This is a genomic window from Pseudomonas meliae (assembly GCF_001400515.1).
In the GTDB taxonomy this organism is placed as follows: Bacteria; Pseudomonadota; Gammaproteobacteria; order Pseudomonadales; family Pseudomonadaceae; genus Aquipseudomonas; species Aquipseudomonas amygdali.
The window spans coordinates 1-12045 of record NZ_LJQT01000284.1 but is presented as its reverse complement, the minus strand read 5'-3'; the positions used below and the strand labels follow the sequence as shown (position 1 = coordinate 12045).

The window sequence follows — 12045 nt, the reverse complement described above, 5'->3', positions numbered from 1 at the left end:
GCGTCGCACGATAGTTGGATTACGCACGACACTCAGTGGGTCAGAACGCAGGCAGTACCGCGCCGTCGTACTTCTTGTTGATGAAGTCTTTGACTTCCTGGCTGGTCAACGCTTTCGACAGCTTTTCGATGGCGTCGGTGTGGGCGTTGTCTTTGCGGGTGACGAGGAAGTTCACGTACGGCGAATCGGCACCTTCGATGATCAGCGCGTCTTTCTTAGGATTGAGCTTGGCTTCCAGCGCGTAATTGGTGTTGATCAGCGCAAGGTCAACCTGGCTCAACGCACGTGGTAGTACAGCCGATTCGAGTTCGCGGAATTTGAATTTCTTCGGGTTGCTCGCGATGTCTTTTGGCGTGGACAGGGCGTTGGTCGGATCCTTCAGGGTGATCAGGCCACCTTTTTGCAACAGCAGCAGTGCGCGGCCTGCGTTGCTGCCTTCATTTGGAATGGCGATGGTTGCGCCTTCAGGCAAATCAGCCAGCTTCTTGTACTTGCTGGAATAGCCGCCGAACGGTTCAACGTGTACGCCCACGCCAGTCACCAGATTGGTGCCTTTGCCCTTGTTGAAGCCATCCAGATAAGGCTTGGTTTGAAAATAGTTGGCATCCAGACGCTTTTCGCTCAATTGAACGTTTGGCTGCACGTAGTCAGTGAAGACCTTGATTTCCAGGTCCACGCCTTCTTTGGCCAGGGTCGGCTGGATCAGCTTCAGGATTTCCGCATGCGGCACGGGCGTTGCACCGACCACCAGTTTTTCGCCTGCGTGAGCCAGGCCAATCGAGAACGCAGCCGCCAGAGCGGTCATCAGAAACGTCTTTTTCATGCAATGTCCTTAGCGAAATCCGGGAGCGTCATCAGAAAATGACGCTTTATTACTCAATGGTTTGCCGTCGCGCGATCCAAACCCTGCGACATCATGCTGACATTACCGAGATTTTATATTCCGATAAAAGACTTTTTAATCGAGTACTTATATCTTTTTGTCTCACGCCTTCACGCAGGGTTCTGCTCAAGCTGCGATGTCACCGTTTCGAGCAATCGCCGCAGCGCGCAAAGCTGCTCGCGATCCCCGCTGCTGACCAACAACCTGGCCTGACGCTCGATCAGCGTCAGCGGCGCGGCAATATCCGGCAGATTGATATCTTCAGCCCGAATTTCGTCGCCACTGCTGACCAGCAAGGCAAAGTGAATGACGTTCTCCAGCTCACGGGTGTTGCCGGGCCAGCTGTGGGCTTCAAGCGTGCGCTGCGCGTCTTCGCTGATCAGTTGCACAGGCAGGCTGAGGCGCTGGCTGTAGATACCGACAAAATATTCGGCCAGCGGCAGGATATTGCCCGGTTGCTCGCGCAACGCCGGCAGGTCAAGACGCCCCTCGCTCAGGTAGTGATAAAGCCGCTCGTGAAATTTTCCGGCAGCCACCGCCTGTGCCAGATCGATGCTGGTGGCGGCTACCAGACGCACATCGACCGGGCTCGGCTGGTGCGCGCCCACTCGCGTGACTTCGTGGTTTTCCAGGGCGGCGAGCAGCTTGACCTGAATGGGCAGTGGCAGGTCGCCGATTTCATCCAGATACAAAGTGCCGCCGTTGGCCGAGCCAAACCAGCCGGCCCGACTGCTGACCGAACCGCTGTGCGCTCCGGCGGCATAACCGAACAACTCCGCATCGGCGTAAGTCGGGCTGATGGCACCGCAGTTGACTGAAACGAACAAGCCCGAGCGATCACTGCCGCGATGAATATGCCGCGCCAGTAATTCCTTGCCGGTCCCGGACTCGCCACGGATCAAGACCGGCAGCGAACGAGGCGCCAGCTGTTCCATTTCTTCGCGTAAACGGCGCGAGCGCGGGTCGATGAATACCAGCGCCTTGGCACGAATGCTCAGCGGGCTTTTTTCTGCATCGGGGAAAGTCAGCAGCGGCTGACCGAAATTTTCGTGAAAGCTCATGACACACTCCCACCTGAGCCCTTGCGACGGCTCAAGCGTTTAAAAGACAGGACCCGTTGGGTCGATAAACAAGCTCCGCTCATGCGCGACGACGCGCATGCTGCTCCAGACGGTTTTGCAGCCGGTACAGGTAGGCGAACCCCTGCTCCCAGCGCTGATGACCGGACTTGACGTTGATATGCCCGGCCTGACTCAGAAATCCGACTTCCGCCCCCCAGTGACGGGCCATTTCCATAGCGCGCTGAGAGCTGACCGCAGGGTCGTTGTCAGAACTGACAATTTGTGTCGGAAACGGCAGCAGATCATTAGGGATCGGCGCAAAATTACGCAATGCAGGCGGGCAATTCGGACGTTCGACGTCAGCAGGTGCTACCAGCAACGCACCTTGCACCTGACGCAGAGTCTCCAGCGGTGCGAGTTGTGCCCAATGCGCGACTGTCACGCAACCCAGGCTGTGAGCGATCAGGATCACCGGCGTGCTGTGCGCTGCAATCATGCGTTGCAACTCGCCCACCCAGTCCTCACGGCGTGGTTTGAGCCAGTCGGCCTGTTCCACGCGCGTGCTGTTGGGCAGGCTGTTTTGCCAGTGGGTCTGCCAATGATCATCAGGAGACCCTTGCCAGCCTGGCACGATCAGATACCGGATCGACTCGTTATGCATGGATTCGCCTCCTGCATGTATGCGTTCATGAGACGAGTATAGGGATGGAAGTTATATTCGTTAAGGAATAAGAAGCTATTTATTAATTTCTAAAACGAATATCAGCTGTCAGGCAAAAAAAGAAGCCGTCCCCTGCCTTCGAGGAACGGCCTCTAATAAAAAATCACTTTCAGAGCAGAGAATATCCGCGCTTCGTTACAGGATTACGACGGCCTCAGGTTGCGGGAACAGTTCGAGAACCCGATTCGTCAACGCTCAGCGCCACGGCCTCGTCGTTTTGCGGTACTTCGCGGGCGACGGTCCACACCACAATGGCGGCGACGATATCGAAAATCGCCAGCACCACGAACAGCGGGCTGTAGCCGATTTTGGTGACCAGCACGCCGAACACCATGGTGAACGCCGCCGCCCCGAAAAAGCCGAACATTCCGCCCATCCCGGTCGCTGTGGCCACCTCGTTCTTGCCGAACGAATCGGAGGTGATCGAGTACAGTGCGCCCGACAGGGTCTGGTGCGCGAAACCGCCGATGCACAGCAATGCGATAGCGGTGTAAGGGCTTTCGACCAGCCCGATACAAGCCGGGCCGATCATGCATGAGCAGCCGAACAGCATGACCATCTTGCGAGATGTGAACAGCGAAACCTTGCAGTATTTGTGAAACAGCGGGCTCAGATAGCCGCCCAGTACACAGCCGATGTCAGCCGCCAGAAACGGCAGCCAGGCGAACATCGCGACTTCCTTGATGTTCATGTGGCGCTCGGTCATCAGGTACAGCGGGATCCACGCGTTGAAGGTTTGCCAAGCCGGCTCGGACAGGATGCGCGCCGAAGCGATAGCGTAGAAATTGCGGTTCTTGAACAGGCGTTTCCAACTGCCTTTCTGGGCAGGTGCATCCTTGAGGCGCGATTCCTGGCCGCTGAGAATATAGTCACGCTCAGCATCGCCCAGACGCTTCTGGTCACGCGGGTGCTTGTACAACAGCAGCCATAGCCCGCTCCACACGATACCCAGACCACCGACAATCAGAAACGCCAGCTCCCAGCCACTTTGCAGGATGGCCCAGACCACCAGCGGGGGCGCAAGCAATGCGCCGAACGACGAGCCAATGTTGAACCAGCCGATGGCAACCGAACGCTCCTTGGCCGGAAACCATTCGGTCGTGGCCTTGACGCCTGCCGGCAGGCCCGCTGCTTCGGTCAGCCCGAGCATGCCACGGAAGATGGCCAGGCTCTGCCAGCCGGTTGCGAACGCTGCGGCAGCGCAGGCAGCCGACCAGGCAATGGCAAAAATCGCAAAACCCATTTTGGTGCCGATGGCGTCGATAATGTAGCCCGCCACCGGCTGCATGATGGCGTAGCACAGCTGCCAGGCGACGACGATGTGCGCGTACTGCTCGGTGGAAATGCTCAGTTCGCTCATGAGCGTCGGCGCTGCGACGGACAGCGTGTTGCGTGCAAGGTAGTTGACGACCAGGCCAGCTGTTACCAGCCCCACCATCCACCACCGAATGCCTTTTATTTTCATCTCTTCACCCTGTTTATTTTTAGATTGGCGATGAGCGTCCCGCGGCCATGACCGTGAGGCGGCTGGTTTTATGTAACTTCAGATTACGGTCGGTTCAGGCAGGGTTATCGAGGTAATTCGCCGATAATCGTGCGAAAAAGTCGAAAAAACGGAGGATATAAACTTTTTTATTGCCTGAGAAATCAGACTGGTCATGGACTTGTTACTCTTTGAATTATTTTTGTGGTTGTAATTTTCTGCAAGTCTTAGGTTGTCGTACAACATGGCGCATTTATAGTCATTTGCCATGCCAGTGTCAAATGACATCAACGCTCGGCTTCCTCAGGAAAAGGGCCCGCGGAGGTTTACTGAAAAGGCTCGGGTTTTTCGTTATACGACAACTGCTTGATCAAAGCGTATTCATAGGCCGCTTTGACCTATTCAGCGCTGCCCGACGCCCCTGACACGTGACGATTGCCGCCCGATGGCAAGAAACGTGTCTAAAGACTTGTACAACTGTCACAAAAGCTTTCATTCTTGGTCACGGCGTCAGGCAACGGAAATGCCCCGCGAAACCATGTCGGCACAGCCCGACGCTGAATCACCTCATGTCAGGGAGAGGCGTCCACATGCCTGAGCCAAGCAGTCTCGCCAGTTGGACCCCTGCATTGCGCAGGCAGCTCGATGCCTTGGGCGTGGATAGCAACGCGTTGTGCCAGAGCGCTGGCATAGACCCGAGTATGCTGGGTGATCCCGGCGCACAGTTTCCCTCAGACATCACCGCCGACCTCTGGGAGCGAGCGGTACAGGCCTGCCTCGATCCAACCCTGGGTTTGCGTGTCTCGCGCTTTGTCAGCCCCACGTCGTTCCACGCGCTGGGCTATACGCTGGTGGCCAGCGGCTCACTGCGCGAGGTTTTCGAACGCATCGTACGTTACCGCTCAATGGCTGAGGACTCTCTGGAGCTGGACTTCAGAACGGTGGGCGAGCGCTATGAATTCCGCTTCGGCACGCCGAAATCGTGTCAGCTACCCGCTCATGAGTTGCTGGATGCATTCGCCGCCATTTATGTGCGCACCTGCCGCAACCGGCTAGGCAGGGGCTACGCGCCGCTGGCGGTGCATCTGCAACGTCCCGCACCTGATAATCCGCAGCCCTGGCAGGATCTGTTCCGCTCGCCGGTGATGTTCGCGGCGCAGGAGAACTTGCTGGAATTTGGCGGTGATCAGTTCGACAGCCACCTGGATGACGGCCCGGTACAGGTAAACGGGCAGGAATCCAGGGGCGATCCGTTACCTTCGCTGATCTGGGAGCAGCGCGTGCGCTCGGCCATCGAAACCCTTCTGCCGGATGGCGAACCCACCGTCAGAACCATCGCCGAAGCCCTGCACCTGAGCACGCGCAGTTTGCAACGTCATCTGGCCGAAGAGGGCTGCTGTTACGACCTGCTGCTCAATCAATGCCGCCAGAACCTGGCATTGCTGCACATGAACGATCCGCAAAGCTCGCTGAGCGAAATCGCCTACCTGCTGGGCTTTACCGACACCACCAGCCTGAGCCGCGCCTTTAAACGCTGGACCGGACTGACACCAGGGCAGTATCGCAACGGATTGGTGCGCTGAGCATGAGGAACGATCATCAACTATCGTGCCGACGCTCCGCATCCGACCCTATAGGGTAGTGGCGGGCTCAAGCCGCGCCAGTTCAGGCAAATCTCCCGACAACCCTAACGCTTCGCGCACGAACAGTGCCTTGGCTTCGGGCATCCGGTTGACCATTTTCAAACCGGTGTTACGCAACCAGCGCAGTGGCAATTGGTTGGCCTGAAACAGCCGCTCGAAGCCTTCCATTGCGGCCATCAGCGCCAGGTTGTGCGGCATGCGACGACGCTCGTAGCGGCCCAGCACGCGCAGGTCAGACCAGCGTTCGCCACGCCCGGCAGCGTGGGTCAGGACTTGCGCCAGCACGGCTGCGTCGAGAAAGCCCAGGTTCACGCCCTGCCCGGCCAGCGGGTGAATGGTATGTGCCGCATCGCCAATCAACGCCAACCCCCTGGCAACGTAACGCTTGGCGTGACGCTGACGCAGTGGCACACAAACGCGCTCATCGGCAGACACTACCTGACCCAGACGCCCCTCGAATGCCTGCTCCAGTTCACGACAGAACAGGTCATCTTCCAGCACCATCAGGCGCTCGGCTTCAGCCGGTGTGACTGACCAGACAATAGAGCACCAGTGCTCGCCCTCGCGCTCCAGTGGCAGAAAAGCCAAGGGACCGTCGTCGGTAAAACGCTGCCAGGCAGTTTTCCTGTGGGAATCAGCGGTGCGCACACTGGTGACGATAGCGTGATGCAGGTAATCCCACTCACGGGTCGGCGTTTCGGTCAGGCGGCGCACCGCCGAATTGGCACCATCGGCGGCAACCACCAGCGGTGCGCGCAACTGGCGACCGTCGGCCAGGGTCAGCAGCCAGTCATCTCCGGAGTGGCGCATCTGCTCCAGCCGCGCATTGGCCAGCAAGCCGATGTCGCTTTCATGCAGGCGATCGAGCAACGCATCCTGCACCACGCGGTTCTCGACGATATGGCCCAGCACATCAGCGTGCACGCTGGAGGCAGAGAAGTGAATCTGCCCGGTGCCGCTGCCATCCCAGACCTGCATGTGCGCGTACGGGCTGATGCGACGGGCCGCGATGCCTTCCCATACGCCCAGCCGCTGAAGAATTCGCTGACTGGCTGTCGACAAGGCACTGACCCGTGGCTCGAAAGCCGAGTGTTGGTCAAAGGGTTTGACGCTCAGCGGCCCACCGTCGACCACCAGCACATCAAGACCGCTGCCCTGCAACGCCAGAGCAAGGGCACTGCCGACCATTCCGGCTCCGACAATCAGCACATCTGCGCGCGTTTCCATGGTCAAACCGTTCTCGCTTGCGGTCGAAGCTGTGTGTTTAAAGTGTGTGATTCACACATCGGATCGAGTCCCCAGGCCCATCGCCTGACGGGCAAACCAGCGCTTGGCGGCTGGCAACAGGTCCAGGCCCAGCAACCCGACGTTACGCCCGGTGGCAACCGCCGACCGGGAGCTGCCGAACAGGCGTGTCACCTTGTCGGAGAAGCCCACGGTCAATTGCTGATCATGACGCTGACGCTCACGGTAGAGCTGCAGAGTAGACAACTCACCGGGCGGCGCGGCGCTGTCCAGCAGCGTCCCGGCCAGTGCATCGGCGTCACGCAAGGACAGATTGAACCCCTGCCCGGCAACCGGATGCAGGCTGTGCGCCGCATTACCCAGAATCACCAGATGCGAACGCACCTGCTCTTCGGCCTCGATCAGCGCCAGGGGGTAGACATGCCGTGCACCGACCTGACGCAGCGTGCCCAGGCGATAGCCAAACACGCCCTGCAGCTCTTCCAGAAAACTGCGGTCGTCCAGCTCGGCCAGGCGCTGGGTATCGTTGCCCGGACGCGTCCAGACCAGCGCACAGCGGTTTTCCGGCAATGGCAGCAGCGCCATCGGCCCGTCCTCGGTAAAACGTTCGAACGCCTGCCCGCAATGCGCTTCGCTCGGCGTGATATTGGCAATCAGCGCATGCTGGTCGTAGGGCCGTTGCCGCACTCCAATACCCAGCTGCTCGCGCAGGCTGGAGCGACCGCCATCGGCCAGCACGGCCAGATCACAATCCAGTTCGGTTTCGTCACTGAGGCTCAGGCGATAACCATCGGCCAGCGGCTGCATGTGCCTGACCTCGGCCGGCACACGCCAACTGACGACATCACGATCCAGCGCCGCCCACAGTGCCTGACCGAGCCAGGCGTTCTCGACTACGTAGCCGAGTGCCGGAACACCCTCTTCGATCGCAGACAAACGGGTAGCGCCGAAGCGGCCACGGTCCGAGACCTGAATTTGCAGAATCGGCTCGGCGCGGCGGGATATCTGCTGCCAGAGGCCAAGCCGCTCATAGATGCGTCGCGAGCCGAACGACAGTGCCGAAGAACGCGCATCGTAGCTGGGCTGCCAGGCCTCACCCGGCGCGAAAGGTTCGATGAGCACGATTTTCCAGCCGCGCGCCCTGGCACCGGCCTGCAGTGAAAGCGCGAGACTTGCGCCCACCAATCCGCCGCCGACGATGGCAATATTAAAGCGGCTCATGCGACCTGTGCCTTTGCAGCCGCCATCAGCGCCTCGATCTCGGCGACGGTCTTGGGCACGCCACCGGACAGGATTTCACAGCCCTGCCTGGTTACAACCACGTCGTCTTCGATTCGCACACCAATACCTCGCCATTTCTTCGCGACGTCCAGATTGTCGGGGGATATGTAGATCCCGGGTTCAACAGTCAGCGTCATGCCGACCTCCAGTACACGCCACTCGCCGCCGACCTTGTATTCGCCGACGTCGTGCACATCCATGCCCAGCCAATGCCCGGCACGGTGCATGTAAAACATCTTGTAGGCCTCGGTCTCGATCAACTGATCGACGTCGCCTCGCAGCAAACCCAGCTCGACCAGCCCTGCGGTAATAACCTGGACCGTCGCTTCGTGCGCCTGGTTCCAGTGCTTGTCGGGGCCGATGGCCTCGAAAGCCGCATACTGAGACTTGAGCACCAGCTCGTAGATAGCTTTTTGCTCGGGAGAAAACTTGCCGCTCACCGGAAACGTCCGGGTGATGTCACTGGCATAGCAGTCGATTTCGCAGCCCGCATCGATCAGCACCAAATCGCCATCCTTGAGAACGGCATCGTTCTGCTGGTAATGCAGGATGCAACCGTTGCGCCCCGAGGCCACGATCGAGCCGTAGGCAGGCATCTTCGAACCGCCCTTGCGAAATTCGTAATCCAGCTCGGCTTCCAGGCTGAACTCGTGCAGTCCTGCGCGACAGGCCTGCATTGCTCGCACATGGGCACGCGCAGAGATGTCCGCCGCGCTGCGCATGACTTTGATTTCGGCCGCCGATTTGTACAGGCGCATGTCGTGCAACAGATGATCCAGCGCGACAAATTCCTTGGGCGGCTGGGCACCGAGGTGCGCCTTGGAGCGGATCACGTTGATCCAGTCCATCAGGTGCCGGTCGAATTCAGGGTTGCTGCCCATCGCCGAATAGACCCGGTCACGGCCTTCGATGAGGCCCGGCAGAATTTCGTCGATGTCGTTGATCGGGAATGCATCGTCCGCACCGAAATCGCGGATCGCGCCTTCCTGTCCGGCGCGCAGACCTTCCCACAATTCGCGCTCGGGATTGCGTTCACGGCAGAACAAAACGTACTCGCCATATTCGCGTCCGGGAATCAGCACCACCACCGCTTCCGGCTCGGGAAAGCCGCTCAGGTACTGAAAGTCACTGTCCTGCCGGTAGACATGCTCGACATCACGATTGCGTATGGCAACCGCAGCAGCAGGCAGGATGGCGATGCTGTCCGGCTCCATCTGAGCCATCAGAGCCTTGCGGCGGCGGGCGTATTCGGACTTCGGGATCTGAATCATGGGCAGCAGGAGTCCTGATGGAGTCTACCGGGCCGCACTGTCGTCAGCGCGGGCCGGTATCGCAGTGATGGGCAATCAGTGCAGAGAAGGCTTGGGTTGCGGCGCAGCAGGCTCATTGAATTCGGTGAACAGCAACAATGGCGCTACGCGCATGTATTCCATGACTTCCATATAGTCGGTCTCGCCGTCTTCGGACTCGTCCAGTGCATCCTGCACCTGGGCAATGGCCGCCAGATCCTCAAGAACATCCTTGGTTTCGGTGCCGAGCGTCTTGTCGCCAATGGCCAGACCGAAGCCTGCCAGAAATCCCTGACACCATTGACCCAGCGCGGCAGCACGCTCGGTCAGAGGCTCATCGTCGCCCGGCAGCAACAGCACGACGGCCATGTCGTCACCGGTGAGTTCGCCCTTGACCATCTCTTGCAAGCCGATAAGCGCCTGGCGGATATTGTCTTGCGGCTCGGTTTCCAGCAGCACCGAAGCATCGGCAAACCAACCTTCGTTATCGAAACCGGCACCTGCGCAACTGCGCCCCAGCAGCAGGCCATGCAGCTCGGCAGGGGATACCTGGTGACCGCCACTGTTAAGCAGAGTGGCGAACGCTTTGTACGGAGAATTCTGAATGGGCATGGGTAGCTAGTCGCCAAACGGCGCAATGTCTAGAATGAAGGCCTTGTATCCTAGACTATCCGCGCGACAAGATCACCCGGACGGCGGTTCGAGCTTGAGCACAAGCATCGCCTCCCCTGCCATTCATCAGAAAGTATTCAGTGGAAAACAATGGAAGACACCGACCTGCAAGCGCTGATGAAACGTGTGGAGCTGCTCCTGAAGTATGCCGAGCAACTTAAAGGCCAAAATGCACTCCTATTAGCTCAGGAAAAGACCTGGCGCGAGGAACGCGCCCAACTCATTGAAAAAAACGAAATCGCCCGGCAGAAGGTCGAGTCAATGATTTCGCGCCTCAAAGCCCTGGAGCAAGACTCATGAGCAATGGCAACAGCGTTACCGTTCAGATCCTCGACAAGGAATACTCGATCATCTGCCCTCAGGAAGAGCGCACCAACCTGGTCAGCGCCGCCCGTTATCTGGACGGCAAGATGCGTGAAATCCGCAGCAGCGGCAAAGTCATCGGTGCCGATCGCATCGCCGTGATGGCCGCGCTCAACATCACTCACGACCTGCTGCATAAAGAACATTTGCCTGACGTACAGACCAGCGGTTCGACTCGCGAACAGGTCCGCGATCTGCTCGACAAGGTCGATCTGGTGCTGGCCACAGACACGCCCGGCACACCGGATTCAACTCGGGGCTGATTATTGCGGGGCATTTCTGTATACTCGCGCTGCTCCCTGGAGTGCTTGCCAGTCGGTCATGTCCCTGAGCCGATACGCACAACCACGGGGGTTGCACGTTGGGGTTGGTGTGCATGTCCGCTCGACGGAAAGCCTTAAAACCTCCTGCAATCTCCACCTTGAACTTTCGGGTTCAAGGGCTAAACCGACAGCGGTTCGTCGGGGAGTCCATATTCAGTTCGTTGCCAGCCCTGCTGTCTGGCAACGACGATCCTGCCTTGGTTTCAACACCCTTCCCGGATCAGCCTGCATGACCTTCTGCTCATGATCAGCGCCCAATCGCTTACACGTCCGCAACTGCGCCGCCAGCTACGCAAGGCACGCAGGGCGTTGAGTCGCAGCCAGCAACGCGCAGCCGCCCGCGATGTTTACCGCCAATTGGCGCAGCATCCGCTGTTCCGACGTGCCCGGCATGTTTCGCTATACCTGCCGATGGATGGCGAGATCGACCCTAGGCTGTTACTGCGTGAAGCACAACGACGCGGCAAGGCCACTTACCTGCCGGTGCTCAATGCATGGCCGCGCACGCGCATGGTTTTTCAGCGCGTGCGTCCCGGCGAGAAATTCATCCCCAATCGCTTCCGCATTCCCGAGCCTCTCATCAACCGTGCGAAACAACGCCAGGTGTGGGCACTCGATCTGGTGCTTATGCCATTGGTAGGGTTCGATAACGAAGGCGGTCGCCTGGGCATGGGCGGTGGGTTTTATGACCGCAGCCTGGCGTATCTGGCGCGCAGAAAGGCCTGGCGCAAACCGGTTCTACTCGGGCTGGCTCACGAATGTCAGAAAGTGGATCGACTGGCGCAGGCCAGTTGGGATGTACCGCTGCAAGGCACGGTATCTGATAAAGGCTGGTATCTGACACAGATACTCTGATCGTTCAGCCAACAGGGCAATCAACGATCAGAGCAGAAGCAGGGCTTAATGCCTGCCGGGGTTTTTTTGCTGTTGTTGAGTGATTTCGACTGGAGCGTCATCCTTGCTGGTCCATAAGCTTTGCGCATAACCGGTTGTCACGACACCCAAGCCAAACAGAATAACCAGAATCCAGAGTAAATCAGGCTTGCGTTTCATTGACTGCCCTCCTTAGGAGGGTGTAGAC

Annotated in this window: 13 protein-coding genes and 1 other RNA gene; 5 read left to right on the top strand and 9 right to left on the bottom strand. The window is 58.9% G+C overall.

The genetic code is table 11. From position 1 onward, the window contains the following. Window positions 1-40: 40 nt before the first annotated feature. The 4 genes from ALO64_RS13260 to ALO64_RS13245 form a co-directional block, all read right to left on the bottom strand. Window positions 41-823 (bottom strand): MetQ/NlpA family ABC transporter substrate-binding protein, encoded by a 783-nt coding sequence (locus tag ALO64_RS13260; RefSeq protein WP_002551581.1) that lies wholly within the window; start codon window positions 821-823, stop codon window positions 41-43. A gap of 170 nt (window positions 824-993) precedes the next feature. Further along, entirely contained in the window at window positions 994-1944 is a 951-nt protein-coding gene (locus tag ALO64_RS13255) for a sigma 54-interacting transcriptional regulator (RefSeq protein WP_002551580.1), read from the bottom strand. A 79-nt stretch (window positions 1945-2023) separates the two neighbouring features. After that, complete coding sequence (locus tag ALO64_RS13250; RefSeq protein ID WP_044344822.1) at window positions 2024-2605, bottom strand: alpha/beta hydrolase; 582 nt, start codon at window positions 2603-2605, stop codon at window positions 2024-2026. A 214-nt stretch (window positions 2606-2819) separates the two neighbouring features. After that, entirely contained in the window at window positions 2820-4103 is a 1284-nt protein-coding gene (locus ALO64_RS13245; protein ID WP_004666525.1) for an MFS transporter, read from the bottom strand. 635 nt (window positions 4104-4738) lie between these two features. On the opposite strand from ALO64_RS13245, the gene ALO64_RS13240 reads away from it, so the two are divergent. Beyond that, window positions 4739-5731 (top strand): AraC family transcriptional regulator, encoded by a 993-nt coding sequence (locus ALO64_RS13240; RefSeq protein WP_044344821.1) that lies wholly within the window; start codon window positions 4739-4741, stop codon window positions 5729-5731. A gap of 48 nt (window positions 5732-5779) precedes the next feature. Here the strand turns inward: ALO64_RS13240 and ALO64_RS13235 are convergent, their stop codons facing one another. From ALO64_RS13235 to ALO64_RS13220, 4 genes are all read right to left on the bottom strand, one after another. Continuing rightward, entirely contained in the window at window positions 5780-7018 is a 1239-nt protein-coding gene (locus ALO64_RS13235; protein ID WP_044344820.1) for a 2-octaprenyl-3-methyl-6-methoxy-1,4-benzoquinol hydroxylase, read from the bottom strand. Window positions 7019-7069: 51 nt separating this feature from the next. Continuing rightward, window positions 7070-8257: a 2-octaprenyl-6-methoxyphenyl hydroxylase gene (ubiH, locus tag ALO64_RS13230; RefSeq protein WP_002551576.1), complete on the bottom strand. Its 1188-nt coding sequence runs from the start codon at window positions 8255-8257 to the stop codon at window positions 7070-7072. Beyond that, on the bottom strand, window positions 8254-9588 hold the full coding sequence (pepP, locus tag ALO64_RS13225) for a Xaa-Pro aminopeptidase (protein WP_044344819.1): 1335 nt from the start codon (window positions 9586-9588) through the stop codon (window positions 8254-8256). Before pepP ends, ubiH begins: the two co-directional genes overlap by 4 nt. Before the next feature lie 75 nt (window positions 9589-9663). Continuing rightward, window positions 9664-10218: a YecA/YgfB family protein gene (locus ALO64_RS13220; protein WP_044344818.1), complete on the bottom strand. Its 555-nt coding sequence runs from the start codon at window positions 10216-10218 to the stop codon at window positions 9664-9666. Window positions 10219-10368: 150 nt separating this feature from the next. On the opposite strand from ALO64_RS13220, the gene ALO64_RS13215 reads away from it, so the two are divergent. The 4 genes from ALO64_RS13215 (at window position 10369) to ALO64_RS13205 (ending at window position 11819) form a co-directional block, all read left to right on the top strand. After that, window positions 10369-10578: a TIGR02449 family protein gene (locus ALO64_RS13215; RefSeq protein ID WP_002551573.1), complete on the top strand. Its 210-nt coding sequence runs from the start codon at window positions 10369-10371 to the stop codon at window positions 10576-10578. After that, complete coding sequence (locus ALO64_RS13210; RefSeq protein ID WP_003317331.1) at window positions 10575-10904, top strand: cell division protein ZapA; 330 nt, start codon at window positions 10575-10577, stop codon at window positions 10902-10904. Before ALO64_RS13215 ends, ALO64_RS13210 begins: the two co-directional genes overlap by 4 nt. 30 nt (window positions 10905-10934) lie before the next feature. Next, window positions 10935-11113: non-coding RNA, 6S RNA (ssrS, locus tag ALO64_RS24330), on the top strand. 94 nt (window positions 11114-11207) lie between these two features. After that, entirely contained in the window at window positions 11208-11819 is a 612-nt protein-coding gene (locus ALO64_RS13205) for a 5-formyltetrahydrofolate cyclo-ligase (RefSeq protein ID WP_002551571.1), read from the top strand. A 45-nt stretch (window positions 11820-11864) separates the two neighbouring features. Here the strand turns inward: ALO64_RS13205 and ALO64_RS25690 are convergent, their stop codons facing one another. After that, on the bottom strand, window positions 11865-12017 hold the full coding sequence (locus ALO64_RS25690) for a hypothetical protein (RefSeq protein ID WP_002551570.1): 153 nt from the start codon (window positions 12015-12017) through the stop codon (window positions 11865-11867). Window positions 12018-12045 lie beyond the last annotated feature (28 nt).